The organism is Haloplanus sp. CK5-1 (genome assembly GCF_037201915.1).
Classification (GTDB): Archaea; Halobacteriota; Halobacteria; order Halobacteriales; family Haloferacaceae; genus Haloplanus; species Haloplanus salilacus.
This window is the reverse complement of the sequence record NZ_CP147505.1, coordinates 2,357,899-2,371,594: the sequence shown is the minus strand read 5'-3', so window position 1 is coordinate 2,371,594 and position 13,696 is coordinate 2,357,899. Positions and strand designations below refer to the sequence as shown.

Sequence of the window (13,696 nt, the reverse complement as noted above, 5' to 3'; positions counted from 1 at the left end):
TTCACTGACTGAAGTTAGACAGAACGCTTGGAACGGCACAACACATATTGACACGACAGGAGATGAATCAGTTATCGTGTCCGACGTGCGAGATCCCGTTCACCGCGCTCGAAGTGTGGCGGTCCCCGGAGAACATAACGCTCGGGGCGGTCGTCGCGGTCGCGTTAAGTTAGAGGATGAGGCGGACGAGTTCTGAGTGCTTATGGCAGAATTCGACCGCCTCAACGGATGTATCGAGTGGATCGACTTGTCGTTTGTGGAGCGAAAGCGGACTCCCGAGTGGGCGATTCAAGTGGGCATCCGGTGTCATCTCGCCGGTATGTCAACAAGGGATGCCAGTCAGTTTCTCGATGAGTTGGGAGTCAAACGTAGTCACGTCGCGGTTCACAACTGGGTGCACAAGGCCGATCTACAGCCGATGTCGACGGTGAGTGCGGATCAACTTGCGGTCGACGAGAAAGTGATCCGCATCAACGGCGACGACTACTGGCTGTACGGTGCCGTCGATCCCCAAACAAACGAAATCCTGCAGTTCAGGCTGTTTCCAGCGACGACGAAACAGACGACGCGATGGTTTCTGACCGAGCTGCATCGGCAATATCGGCTAGATGGCGTCGAATTTCTCGTCGATGACGCCGATTATCTAGTGAACGTCCTCGACGAAGATGGGTACCGATTCCAGATGATTTCACACGGGAATCGGAATGCCATCGAACGTGTCTTTTGGGAGATAGAACAACGAACCTCATCGTTCGCAACTAGTTTCAGTCATGTCGAACCGCAGACAGCAGAATCGTGGCTCAAAGCCCTCGCCGTCCGGCACAACTCACGCCAAAGTTAACGCGACCACGAGTAGACGCTCGACTGAGTAGCCGATCCGCATCAGTCCCTACTCAGCGGTGTCTAAGTGACTTATTGGAGTGTTGTCAGTAATCCTATGCTGATTACATCTTCTATAGTCGACGAAGAACGTGTGGTATTTTCTCCAACTCATTCCCTCGGACCAGCGGTGAGGTCGGGATACAGAGACAGTAATCGGCGCTCAAATCCCTAAATGAGCTACAGACGCAGCGGAGGGATATATTGGAACAATTCAGTTCTTGTTACTCTCTGTCACCCCTCCATAGCCCCGGTCACCATCGACGCTCACGATGAAAGATTCCCGCGACCGTCGATAGTATGCACTCCGTATCCCTCGAATGATCATATACAGGTTCGAATACAGCTAATCGGTAGCACATCTTTAGATCCGACAAATTCCCACTCAATCGGTACAATCCTGTTCGGCAATCGAACGATGACTATCCGGAATCCAGCCACCTGAACGTGTCCTCTCTGTGATCGAGTAACGTCCCGAGATGGTCGGCTTCGGTGATCTCCAGCGGTCCACCAGTGGAGTTCATGAATGCCTGTACGGGCGCGAGTGGCGTATTCGCATCCTCGGTGCCGTGCCAAGCGTGGACGGGAATGGACACTCGCTTGGAATCGAGAGTATTGGCCGCGAACGCCCGACACTCACGCGCGACAGCCCGTGTGTCCTGTCGAAGCGCCTCATCGAAGTCCTCGGCGACCGCCTGCGCAATCGTAGCCGATACTGTCCGATCGGTATACTGTTGGACGACGGTCTCGGGTCCTGCAACGGTCGCGATCACGCTTGATACCCAAAAGAGCAGACGTACTGCGAACGGGACCTTCGAGAGTGTTGCAAGTCCGGTCTCAGCTGGCGGGATCACAGTACTGACGAGTCCGAGACGACTCGCCCACTCGCTGGTCGCGGCGGCAATCGCGAAGGGGCCACCCCCGGAGAAGCCCAGCAGTGCGGCCCGGTCGATCGACATCGAGTCGAGAAGCTCCGTCAGATCACTCTGCCAGTCCCACCACGTCCAGTCGCTGGGTGGCGTCGAGGATCGACCGTATCCCGGACGGTCCGGAGTGATGAGTCGGACTCCTTCGGTAGCTGCAACGTCCGAGAGGGGTCCTGCGAATAACCGAGACCCAGGGGTTCCGTGGTGGACGACGACGGGAGTTCCATCGGAGGCCCCACTGCAGGTGTAGGCGAGCGTTCGGCCGTCAGTGAGCGTGTGAATATTAGACGAATACGATTCGGTTCGATTCATCGATGAGAATACTGCTCGGTAGCGTTTCTAACCCAGTTGGGCCGGTCGACGCCTGTCGTACCAACGGCAACGATACGGATCCGCTCAGTAATCCGCCGTGGACCGGATCTATAGCGGACCGTCTGGGCAGTCCGTATCTCGTGAACGACCCCGTCCGGGTCTACAAGCAACGTCATCGAGGCGTTGGTCGTCACACGGGTTTCGTTCAACTTCGCCGAAATTCGGTAAAACGGGCTTCCATCCCGAGAGATTCGCTCGACAGTTGCGTTCGACCGGGTTGTGAGCCGATAGATGTTCTTTCGCTGAAGAGCGGGATTCAGCTTGACTGACGAATTAAATAGATCTATGCGCTGGTGCCGATATCCGTTCTCCCTCCGAACACGCTGAACGGTGGTCGTCCCATTCCGCCAGGTATCCACTCTGTCGGGTGTCCGAGTATATCGATCGGGTACGTCCCCCTCCGTCGTGGTCGTCCGCACCACCGACCCACGAACCGGGCCAGTTGGATCCACCCGCCACGTTCGGTTGGTCGTCACCCGAAACTCACGTTCGACGCCACGCATAGTTGTCGTCGATCGAACGGTAAACGTACCGTCCTCAAGAGCGTCCGTGTGCGACTGTACCAGGCTAGTCGCATCAATCACCTCTCCGCCCGAGATTCTTGGTGGTGACGCCGGTGCCGGCGATGTAGCACACCCGGCGGTGAGCAGCAACCCAACGACGAGTAGCGAGAGGGCCGGCTGTGGATTCATCGGAGGATCACCTCCGGAAATCCATACAAGTAATAATAAATCTCGGCACCGCCCGACAGAACAAGCAGGATTCCAGCAAGACGATATATCTTCCGGGTATACTGGCTCACTGTCGAAGCAATCGACGACCCACCGAGCGCCGATAGCACTGTCAGCACGACCAACACTGCACTCATGCCGAACGCATAGGAGACGGCCAGTCCGACTCCGAGCGCTGGCCCCGCCGCGATTCCCCTCACGACGATCGCGATGAACAACGGTGCTGTACAACCCGCAGCGGCTCCAGCGTACAGGGCTCCGAAGGCAAAGAAGCCGCCGATAGACCGACGCCGCTCGGGCAACTGAATGAGCGATCGCTCGACGGTCCAGCCAGCAGCCATCATCCCTCCCGCGACGATAAACACTGAACCAACGACTAACTCGAGAACCGCGATATCCGTGAGCGCCTGCGCCCCCAGCGCAATCGTCGTCCCCGCGAGTCCGACGTAGACGAGTGTCATGCCGAGACACGCAGCAACACTCACCAAGGCAGCCCGTCCGAGCGGACGCCGACTACGCTCGACGACTCCGCTGTCAGTCGTTCGACCGGTGTTGGCGACTGCGGAGATGCTGTCGCTCAAAAAATACGAAAGATAGCCAGGGAGGAGCGGAAACGCACATGGAGCGAAGAAGGTTGCAGCCCCCGCTGAGAACGCCAAGGTTAACAGAGCAATTGAGCCGAGGTCAACCATCATTTCGACTCCTCGATCAGTGGATCGATCAGCGATTTTAGTTCACTGAACTCCCTGGCTCTAATCTCGGGTGAGTCTCCCTCAGTCGGATTCCCGTTACGATCGAACAGAAGGTTTGTCGGATAGCTGTTCGCGTCCCACTTTTCGGTCGCTTTCAATGACGGATCCTTCACGACCGGCCAAGTCCCACCGTATTTCTCCCAGAACTCCCGGATGAGTGTCTCGTCAACTTCGGGTGTAATGGATACCATATGTAGTGAGTCCGGATCATACTCCGCGCGGAGACGCCGGAAGTCTGGCATCTCCTCCTGACAGGGTTTACACCACGTAGCGAAGAAGTTCAAAAGGGTCACCGACCTCTCTGGACGGAGTTCGACACGGCCGTCAGGCAAGTCACCCCGCGTGACGACCGATGGAAGGGCCAGTGATCGCTCCGTCGGCGTCGTTGGCGTAGCAGTAGGTGGTTCGTCGGCTGCGTATCCACCTGAACACCCGGCGACAGTCGTACTGATAACCGTTCCGATGGATCCAAGCAGACCGCGACGCCGCATGGACGGGAGATTATCGGACGGTCTCGACCCACCGCTACGGCCGTCCGTGAGGAGCTGTTGAATATTCATGACTGAGACATGATGGCTGCAGGAGTCGCATCACGTACGAACACGATTCCATCGAACAGCTCTCCAGGTGGCTCTGGTAATCCTATAGCACCACGATCAGCGGTACGAGGAACCGTGAACTGGGTTTTTGCCGTGTTATCTAACCAGGCACTCAGTTGGGGTCGATCACGTACCCTCTCGAAATCGAGGAAAAACGGCGGCTGCGAAACTGAGACGAGCGTCGACTCGAGCGTGTCGTCGACAGTCGAGCCGATTTCGTAGGTCGTGAAGTCACCTCGTTGGTGAGCTGGCGCGGAAAATTCTCCGCTGCCAAACAGCATACCCAGTGAGTAATACTCCGTCCCGAATTCATCGGTCAAGTGCTCGCCCATTCGAGTGGCATGTTGCCCACCGCCGCCACGCATGGTGTGGTTCGAGTTTCCCATCACCACGACGCGGTCCGAATCCGTCCAGTCACGCAGCCACGAGACGTTCTCAGCCATCGCCTCATCACGGATCCGCTTTCCGCGCGTGTAATTTTCGGCAGACGACTCTTTCAGGAACTGTAACCCTCGCTCAAGCGTCCAGATGTGCCGTCTTACGAGTTGCCATTCCGATTCCGAACTCTCGTTGATGTATTTCGACTTCCGATTCTGGAAACGCGTCCGCAGATTATCGATAAGAGTGACGTGTGACTCCGTCATGAAGGAGGCATCCGACCGTTCGTAGAGCGGATGGGTGAGTGGATCTAGGGAAGCGTTGATTTCGGCCAAATACTCCGGATCAACACGATCAAGGTACGACTGAATCGCTCCGGCATTTATATCGTGAAACTGAGCGTCGTATCCTCGAACTTCCACCCCATCCGCGTCGGGACGGCCCCTGTTGAACTTACGGAGCCACTCGAACAGCTGTTTGATAGCTCCCGTCCGCCAGAAGTAGAATTCGAGCGAAGATATCGCCGCGTCAAGATCATCCGAATCACCGTGGATATACTGATTGACGGAGGAAAAGTCGCCGAGCGTCCCCTCAAGCGCCACTAACCGGTACCCGTGGTCCCTAACGAGGCGTTGGACCAGGAACGAGGGAATTTGCTTGAACGCAGCAATACCATGCGAATTCTCGCCGATACCGATGATCGATGACTGCGCAAGTTGCGTAGCGACAGTATCGAGTTGGTCTGATGATCCACTCAGTTCGAACGTGACTGCTACGTGCTCGATCGCATTAATGAGAGAATCCGTCCTGTCAGCGCTGGTCCGTGTTTTGTCCGAGGGCATCGATGTGGGTGTTACGTTCTCCGGACCGCCATTATCGTTGATTGTACAACCAGCGAGCGCGTTAATACTTGCAAGGCCAGCCGCCTTGGCGACTTGTCGACGCGAGATGTTGGTCTGCGCTGTCATGGTCTTATTTTGGTAGCCGATTAGCTAGCGGAAGATCTAGTTAGTTCCGTACTCTGATACGACTGATCGGCGTCGTCACACTGGTCCGTAGACGACACCCGACACGGGGAGGTCGATACTGGCAGATCACTACATCAAATCCTTGAACAGAGGGCAGCAAAATACTGCTGTAGAGTAAAACATTGATTATAGTGACTCCGTACTTCGTCATCTATTTAACAAATTTCACCCAACCGTTCTGTTTGGGGAATGTGCGTGCTCTCTTGTCCGTGACGGCATCTCTGTCGGCGGGGTGAATGACGTTCAAGAAGTTCAGCAGAATTCCGGTGGGCATACCGCATACAGAACGTGTATCTCGCACGAAATTAGCTGCAAATTCGATTAGGCTGGAGCGGCCAATACAATTGAACTGCCGGTCACAAGCCCTCAGCGTCTTTAAACAACCGTAGCAGCATAGCTAGGGTCAGCACCATCGCAACGGTGATCGTAATTACAATAATAAGAGTTGCAGACCCAACCATACAGGAATTCAATTCGGTGATCACAATAATATACCGGCTCAAATTTTTGCTCTTTGGGCTTATTTGAAACTCTCTTGCTGTCATTCGATTTGGTATATCAATAGAGTTTGGCTGCTTCTGTCGAGAACGCTCGGTAGACGAGTTCTTTCGAATGTTAGCTTACAGTAGGGTGTCATAGCACAGTTGGCATACGTATACCGCTCCTGAGAATCGCTACTCACAGAGAATTCGGTGGACAGCGCGAACTGGCGACCGCAAGCAACCAGCTGGACTTATAATAGTAAGGCGTTCGACCGGCTTGATATGGCTGTGTGGCGTGTTATATTGACTCTCTCAGCGGTGCTACTTCCGACAAGCGGAGTTGTTGGTGTTGATGCGTCAGGATTCGACCGTAGTCACGCTTCGAAACACTATACGAAACGCGCTGAACTCACGATTCAGCAACTCAAAATGACGCTATTGGTCGATGCGAAGGTGAACGCAATCCTCGATTTACACGTGACGACGACACGAAAACACGATAGCCAGATTGCTCCGTTGTCGATCAAGCGCAACCCCGAGGATATTGACATTCTACTCGGTGACAAGGGCTACGACGACCAGAAGATCAGACGACTTGCACGTCAACACGAGGTTCGGCCACTGATTAAGCATCGTGAGTTCACGTCACTCCACCGGACATGGAACGCACGCCCAGACACTGATCTCTACGGGCAACGGAGTCAATCTGAGACAGTCAACTCAACGCTCAAGCGGAAGCACGGCGCGTTCGTTCGCTCACGACGATGGTGGAAGCAGTTCCGTGAACTCACCATCGCCTGTCCCATTCATAATGTAGACCGATCACTCTGAGAGGTCAATACAGTAGAGGGGTAGATCGGTCGTCGGCCCATACTGAGGTCCAACAAGCTGTAGATTTCGAGCCAACACTCGAGTACTCGAACTACTCTTGATCTTCGAGTTCGCTGTACGCAAAGACGTATTCGACGAGACAACCGAAATAGGGGTATTGGTTGACGTAACTGGTCGTCCAGGCGAATGGTTCAGTCTCTCCGAATCCTTCCAGCACCGACACGACCTTTGGAGTGTGTCGATTGATCGCTCGGACGGCCTCGTCAGTCTCCAGCTCATTGATCGTAGCTGAGTCCGTGTCATCGGTATCAGTCCCCATTGCCGTTTGGATCTCGTTCGCCGAGGCGATCAAGTTGTGGTACTCACAGTAGTCCCGGATTATCGGTTCGACGGCTCCAAGAAGAGCCGACTCATCTTTGAATTCGGTATCCTCAACGGCGAGGTCTCCGCTCGCTATAGCATCCGTGAGATCCGACCTGACACGCTCAACAGTCACGTCTTCCGGCCGGTCTACATCGGTAAATGATGTCCCGGAGTCGTTCGATTCCTTTGATCGGCCGAGTCCATCACGAATTTTATCACCGATATCAAATTGCATACGCCAAACATCCGGGGCCACGTATTTTTGTTTTGTGGACTACAGTTTCGGGGCGGTCAGTCCGCAAGCGCATTCTATCGGCTGATTCAGGAGTTATTTGGAGAAAATAACGCAGTTCCCGTGCTGACTGTATTCTCTGTATTCAGCACGGCCGCTGAATCATATTACCGATTGAGGGTTTCAACAAGGCCTCCCGAATATATCAACCGACCCACGAGTATGAACGAAAGTGCGGTGAGTCCTTTGAACAGATTGCTCTCGAGTGTGCCGTCGGCTACCACGAAGTAGACAAGTCCGACGACTCCCGTAATAGTAAACAGAATGGCCGCTATCGCGTTGTTCTTCATCTGAATGTATTGCGCAGGCCGTGTGAAAATATGGTGCAACGCCGTTCAGGCGAGGGCCTCTCGACGCTGTGATAACAGGTGGGTGCCTGCCGTCGATACAGATGTCGAGGAGGCCGCATAGGACTCGCTGGGTGACTCCGGCATAATCGTGCTGAGGCGGTTTCGGTTCTATCTCCACGTATGGACACATGTGGGTGGACAGTCCGTCGCTGGGTGCGGATTCCTGACCCAACCATTCGTCGTAGGTGTTCATACCGTCGTCGGCCTCCCAGCCGTCTGGACCTGTCAGAATCGGTCATCGAATTACGTGATTCTTCAGCCAGCAAGTACGGTACTCATCATGGATTTTATGACACGGTATGCGTATGCTTCAGACTTTTCTCAGAGACAACAGAGACGAGCTGAGCGGCAACACTTTGAATCGTGGAGATGTACTGAATTTATCTGTCGTCTCGATAAAACTGCTAAGATGGGAACACCACAGCAATACGAGATCACCGAGCTTGGCCTGTCTGGCTCCCAGTATGCTGTTGAGCAGACGGGACGAGACGAGAACCTTCGACCCGAGTACGAAGCCCGGAATGTGGCTGGCGATACAATCTTCCGCTGCACCTACAATATGTACGAGGGGAAGGACACATTCCCCTTCGTTGATCAGGAGGGCAACAAGTTGGCTTCTGTAGAGGCAAAGGGCACGTTGGATATCGCTGGCAACTATGTTCTGACAGATACTCATACCGGAGAAGATCTCGTCGTCTTGGACAATGACCTCTCACTTTTACAGGACACCTGGCGAATCCGCGACGCAGAAGACGGATCCCTCATCGCCAAGATCATGTCGCGTGGGGGACTCATCACGGTGGGTCGAAAGCTCCTGCCCGTGGGACAATTTATTGCCCACAGGTTTGAGATCGCTGATGTAGAAGACAATTCCGTTGGTACTATTGAGAGCGATTTCGCAATTCGTGATCAATATGATATTACGATTAATGACAACAGTTCGGTCCCAATAGATCTGATCTTGGCAGGGACAGTCGTTATTGATGCTATCCAAGATAATTGAATCAGATCAGATTACACAATGATCGGTAACGAGTTCCTGCAGCAGAACGTAACCAGCGCGTAGTTGAATGTGGAGACGACAAACACCACCAGCATCAGAAGAAGGGGCGGACGAGGTCCGGATGCCGGTCGGTCCCGGATGTCCCCGAACCGGTGTCCGCGACGTATTGACGGTACACGAGAAGATCAACCAGACCGGTCGCAGAACTATTAAGCGCAGCAAGTATCGAGTATACAAACACGATCACTACTTCGTTCTTCGACACAATTTTGGGCTCGTTTCAGGAACACATCTGTATGCTTGCCCTCCAGACCACGTCATCTTCACTTGGCCCCCCAGTCGCTGCACTCGTCGCTCTCGTTCTCGTCGGGGGGGTTGTCGGAGCAGTGGGGAGTGCTGTCGTCCGTCGTCTCTCGAACCCCGTCGCAAAGTACCGCTTGCTGTATGGTGCCGTACTCTTTCCATTCACGTTACTGTCCTACGGCATTTTAGCTGTCCTTGGGGTCGGTGCGGCAATCGTTGCCCTTCTTCCAGCTATGCCGCATTTCCTCAGCCGCCTCCTCGCCAATTTCAGTAGCTTCCTCGCTACGGGTATCGTCTGGCTCGCGATCTACGCACCCACGGTACGAGGCGTCCGCGACGTGCGCGATGTGGAACTGTCATCGAGCGCGGCGCTCTGGAAGATGAGTCGATACGTAATCGGCTTGAGCGCCACCCTTGCGGTGGTCATCGCACCGCTCGAAGTATTCCCGCCTGAAACCTCGCCCCTTGTTCTGGTAATGGGACTCGCGGCTATCGCCGTTATCTTCCTCTATACCTCCCCGTGGCTCATTCCCCTGCTCCGATCGACACAGGAACCGACCGATGAGGTTACGAACCGAATTGCGACGCTCTGTTCTCGAGCCTGCCTCGACGTTAGGGACATCCGAATACTCGACACAGACGACGAAGAAACAGCCAACTCTCTGGTCCGTGGACCACCGAACTATCGCCGCCTGTTCCTCACGAGCACGTTTCTGGACGTCTTCGACGATGAGACTGCAGCTACACTCCTGGCGATCGAGGCAGGACGGCTCGAAATGCACGTTTTCGAAATCAGGGTGAGCACTGTGGTCGTCGCCGGCATCGCCCTCATCGCGTCTCTGATCGGCGTCGGGCCACGTTGGCCGTTACTTGGGTTTTCGATCGGCGTGGTACTCATCGGATTCTGGCTGTCTCGGCGACAGATTCGGGCAGCCGATGAGTACGCCGCTGAGCAGGTAGATACAGCCGCGCTCTCTGACGCTCTCACTCGATATGCCGATTTTCACGCGATCGAAGGCTGTGTTGAATCGCCATACAGCAGCGAGGTAGGCCGCTAAATCAAAGGAGTTGAAGCGAGAGAGTGCGGTTGTCTATGACGCAAATCTCCCGCTTCATCGGGGAGGTTGTACCGGTTGCTCAAAGAGTTACTGGCGATGGAGGCGAATCCGCCGCCCCGGAAGGTGGCGGCGGATTCGCCGACTATGCACTCGTTTCCCTTCACTGTCTGCGGATTTACCTCGATTCGTCGTACCGCATGACGATCGACCTGCTCAAAGAAATGCCACAAATAACCGGAGAGATCGGCCTCAACGCGGCCGATCTCCCCGCGCCGTCCACGTTGTGTAAGGCGTTCGACCGGATCAGCATGAGCATCTGTCGAGTGCTGCTGCGCCAGTCGGCGCAGCTGCACGAACTCTCTGAACACGCCGCGATCGACGCCACGTTTTACGACCGCTCACCAGCCAGCCGCCACTACTGCCAGCGAATCAGCTACCGCGTTCAAAAGCTCAAAGTCACGAAACTCGTCGATACAGCGTCTCAAGCCGTTCTTGACGTTCACTGCTCAACGAATCGAAAAGGAAGCGACGCAGACCTTGCTGAGCAGATCGCCCGCCGGAACGCGGGCGATCTGCGGTCTCTTGCCGCCGATAAAGGCTATGACAAGCAATCGCTTCGTGAAGGATTACGCGATCTCGGCATCAGACCACTGATCAAGCACCGCATCTTCGCTCCGTACGACCACGCACACAACGCCAGAATCGACGATAACCGCTACAATCAGCGCTCTATGACCGAAACCGTGAACTCTGCTGTGAAGCGCTCGCTCGGCTTCGCCGTGCGAGCGCGGTCATGGTTTCGTGAGTTCCGAGAAATCGCGCTGATGTGTGTCGTCTATAACATCAAGCGCTTCGTCAAACAGTGAATCTTTACGCCTTACAGCGATTCAACACAGCCCGATCGAACCAACACGTCGACGGTTTTCGAATCCGCTTTCGGCCAATGTTTCTCTTGGGGACCGAATCGATCATATCCGTCGACCAACTGACAAATGAGGCCACAGACGGTAGCGACTAGAATCAAGCACTCACCCCGTCTGGGGTGTGAAGAGCTTCACGGGAGGTACGTTGCAAGGAAGTTGATAATCCGATCCAGTCGCTCGTTGATTTTCTTTTCATCGTCTTCCTTTCTATCGCTATCAGGGCGTGACTGTTCCATAGGTGCCACTACAGCCCGCACGGCCTGTATCTTGTGTCCGACCACAACATACAGAGGGGCTAGTTGTTGTGGTCCGTATTCTCGAGTTCGCGCGCTTGTTCGTCTACCTTGGAGAGTTCACGTACGACGGTATCGTCCGACCCGCCGTGGGCGACTCGTACGGAAAGATCCAATGGCGACGGAACAAAGCGACCCTCATCTGCCTCTTCACTGGGAGCCTCATCTGTACTCCCGCCCCACCGAAACAGGGTCTGAAATACTTCCCAGATACTCAGGCTCATACCTCAGAGTAGGGTTCACCGAGTGTTAAGTCTTTAGCGGCGCGACTGAATCAACGGACTATAGTAGGCATTAGAAGTAATTGCTTATTTTAGGAACAGAGAGTTTGTCGAGAGCGGTGTCGATCGCTGTTGTTAGCTCATCAAGCGAGTCAAAAAAGCGGTTGCTCAGAGCCTTTTGCAGCTGTCTCCAGCATTCTTCGACTGGATTCAACTCCGGTGAATACGAGGGTAACGTCACGAAGGCGAGGTCGTCACGGGCCGCTAGGTCCGTGACGGCCGACGCCTGGAAATACGGCGCTCCGTCCAACACGACGATCAAGTCATCTTCGAATTCTTTACATAATGCTAAAATGAAATGCTTTGCGTGTTCGGCCGTGACGTACTCGGTAAATCGAGAGAAGAAGCGATCACCGTCCTCGGTGATCGCGCCCAGCAGACACGTCCAATCACGTTGGCCTGAAAGCTCGACCGAGGGCCGCGTGCCGCGCGGAAACCACGCGGCACGCGGCTCAACTTGCACGGATTTCTTGGTTTGGTCAATACAAACTACGGTGGCGTCCATTTCCCGCCGCTTTTTTTGAGCTCGTCGTGGAACGCTTCTTGCTCGTCTTCGTCAGCCTCGGCGGCTGAACGGCGTGGTTTTTGATAGCTCAATCCCGCTTCTTTCAGCAACCGCCGACAACTCGGGAGTGAATACTCAACGCCGTACGTTTCTTCGAGATACTCTTGGGCAAGCGCCGGCGTCCACGCCGGCGCGTCGATCCCGACCTTTTCAGGTGGATCGTGAACGGTTTCCTCGAATTCTTCTTGCTGTAATTCTGAAAGTTTACGTTTTCTCCCAGTTCGTTTATCGTCAGACACGGCTTGCTCAAGCGACTCGTCGGTGTCGAGTCGCTTGAGCCAGCTGTAGATGGTCCGTCGCTGAACGTCGTACCACTCAGCTAGCTCGGTCTGCGTTACACCATTCTTGTACGCAATTGCCGCTAAGAGCCGTTGTGTCGGCTTCTTTTCGTCCACGTTGTCGAGAGCGTCTTGCAATTCCTCGACGGAGATCTCGTCGAGATGATCCACTACCACCCACAACAGTCTCCGAGCAAAAAATTCTAACGGTTACTATAGGACGATGAGGATGCCAACTGAATCTTGGAGGGACCAACCGTCCACAGTAGTTGAGATTGGTCGTCTCAATGTATACGGTTCTCCATCTAGTCCGAGGCTCTGGGCGGTCAATCTCTTCTTCTAGACCGCAAGCAAGGATGAACTTGAAGACCTCTCCGTTGCCAATGAAGTCTCCGGGTTTACTATAGGTCGATAGAACCGTCGATGGCTTAGATGAATGCCAACGGAACCATCGCCAAAATACCGAGAACGAACGAAATGCCGAGTTCAGGATAGCCGTTGTTTTCGAGCGGTCGCCCGAGTTCAAGTGCTTCAGGAATGAATTCCGACAGTACGAGGTAAATCATCGCACCTGCAGCGAATCCGAACCCAGCCGGAAGGAATTCTAGCGCGATCCGAACGAAAGCGAACGCGAGGACCGCACCAACTGGTTGGGGGAGACTAGAGAAAACAGCCCACCAAACCGTCTTTGGGGTTGAGATACCCACGGACCCCTCTGTTGAAACCCTCAGTTTCTGATAGTTTGTTGAGACCGTGCTGAATACAGCGCGCGTATCTTGCACAGAATCATTCTCCCGTTCGATCAGAGTGGATCGGTCAACACAGGGTATGCTCTTATCAAAAATAGGCCCTCAGAACGAACATAACGACGAACGCGCTAACTGCACCCACTAATCCGACTTCAACTGAGCTGTCACCAAGGAAGACAAGTCCAATTAATGTGCCGATGGCGATGGCGAAACCAGATACGAGAGGACGACGAATGTTGGTCATTGTGCCACGTCTTCTG

General features: G+C 54.4%; 13 protein-coding genes and 1 pseudogene. 5 read left to right on the top strand and 9 right to left on the bottom strand.

Annotated features, from left to right (window positions below):
* Positions 1-202 precede the first annotated feature (202 nt).
* On the top strand, positions 203-841 hold the full coding sequence (locus NBT81_RS12565) for an IS6 family transposase (RefSeq protein WP_338739033.1): 639 nt from the start codon (positions 203-205) through the stop codon (positions 839-841).
* 460 nt (positions 842-1,301) lie between these two features.
* Here NBT81_RS12565 and NBT81_RS12560 read toward each other — a convergent pair whose 3' ends face one another.
* From NBT81_RS12560 to NBT81_RS12545, 4 genes are all read right to left on the bottom strand, one after another.
* On the bottom strand, positions 1,302-2,117 hold the full coding sequence (locus tag NBT81_RS12560) for an alpha/beta hydrolase (RefSeq protein WP_338739032.1): 816 nt from the start codon (positions 2,115-2,117) through the stop codon (positions 1,302-1,304).
* 748 nt (positions 2,118-2,865) lie between these two features.
* Complete coding sequence (locus NBT81_RS12555; protein WP_338739031.1) at positions 2,866-3,600, bottom strand: cytochrome c biogenesis CcdA family protein; 735 nt, start codon at positions 3,598-3,600, stop codon at positions 2,866-2,868.
* Positions 3,600-4,151 (bottom strand): TlpA disulfide reductase family protein, encoded by a 552-nt coding sequence (locus NBT81_RS12550; protein WP_338739030.1) that lies wholly within the window; start codon positions 4,149-4,151, stop codon positions 3,600-3,602. The genes NBT81_RS12555 and NBT81_RS12550 overlap by 1 nt, the downstream gene beginning before the upstream one ends.
* Positions 4,152-4,216: 65 nt before the next feature.
* Complete coding sequence (locus NBT81_RS12545) at positions 4,217-5,605, bottom strand: erythromycin esterase family protein (RefSeq protein ID WP_338739029.1); 1,389 nt, start codon at positions 5,603-5,605, stop codon at positions 4,217-4,219.
* A 752-nt stretch (positions 5,606-6,357) separates the two neighbouring features.
* On the opposite strand from NBT81_RS12545, the gene NBT81_RS12540 reads away from it, so the two are divergent.
* Positions 6,358-6,978, top strand: a complete 621-nt coding sequence (locus NBT81_RS12540) for an IS5 family transposase (RefSeq protein WP_338739028.1) — start codon at positions 6,358-6,360, stop codon at positions 6,976-6,978.
* A 91-nt stretch (positions 6,979-7,069) separates the two neighbouring features.
* On the opposite strand, the gene NBT81_RS12535 is transcribed toward NBT81_RS12540, so the two are convergent.
* Together NBT81_RS12535 and NBT81_RS12530 are read right to left on the bottom strand one after the other, a co-directional pair.
* Positions 7,070-7,576, bottom strand: a complete 507-nt coding sequence (locus tag NBT81_RS12535; protein WP_338739027.1) for a hypothetical protein — start codon at positions 7,574-7,576, stop codon at positions 7,070-7,072.
* A gap of 164 nt (positions 7,577-7,740) precedes the next feature.
* Positions 7,741-7,923, bottom strand: a complete 183-nt coding sequence (locus NBT81_RS12530) for a hypothetical protein (RefSeq protein ID WP_338739026.1) — start codon at positions 7,921-7,923, stop codon at positions 7,741-7,743.
* Positions 7,924-8,392: 469 nt separating this feature from the next.
* Here NBT81_RS12530 and NBT81_RS12525 point away from each other — a divergent pair, with 469 nt between their 5' ends.
* The 3 genes from NBT81_RS12525 to NBT81_RS12515 all read left to right on the top strand — a co-directional run bounded on the left by NBT81_RS12525 (position 8,393) and on the right by NBT81_RS12515 (position 11,213).
* Complete coding sequence (locus tag NBT81_RS12525; protein WP_338739025.1) at positions 8,393-8,986, top strand: hypothetical protein; 594 nt, start codon at positions 8,393-8,395, stop codon at positions 8,984-8,986.
* Positions 8,987-9,282: 296 nt separating this feature from the next.
* Positions 9,283-10,347 (top strand): peptidase, encoded by a 1,065-nt coding sequence (locus NBT81_RS12520; protein ID WP_338739024.1) that lies wholly within the window; start codon positions 9,283-9,285, stop codon positions 10,345-10,347.
* A 35-nt stretch (positions 10,348-10,382) separates the two neighbouring features.
* Positions 10,383-11,213 (top strand): IS5 family transposase, encoded by an 831-nt coding sequence (locus NBT81_RS12515; RefSeq protein WP_338739022.1) that lies wholly within the window; start codon positions 10,383-10,385, stop codon positions 11,211-11,213.
* A gap of 352 nt (positions 11,214-11,565) precedes the next feature.
* Here the strand turns inward: NBT81_RS12515 and NBT81_RS12510 are convergent, their stop codons facing one another.
* The 3 genes and pseudogenes from NBT81_RS12510 to NBT81_RS12500 form a co-directional block, all read right to left on the bottom strand.
* Positions 11,566-11,787: a hypothetical protein gene (locus tag NBT81_RS12510; protein WP_338739020.1), complete on the bottom strand. Its 222-nt coding sequence runs from the start codon at positions 11,785-11,787 to the stop codon at positions 11,566-11,568.
* Between the two features lie 70 nt (positions 11,788-11,857).
* A protein-coding gene (locus NBT81_RS12505; protein ID WP_338739018.1) for an IS630 family transposase occupies positions 11,858-12,858 on the bottom strand; the annotation gives its coding sequence in 2 pieces (ribosomal slippage) (positions 11,858-12,366 and positions 12,366-12,858; 1,002 coding nt in all).
* Between the two features lie 257 nt (positions 12,859-13,115).
* Positions 13,116-13,376: pseudogene (locus tag NBT81_RS12500) on the bottom strand (ZIP family metal transporter); the annotation flags it as partial.
* Between the last annotated feature and the right edge of the window lie 320 nt (positions 13,377-13,696).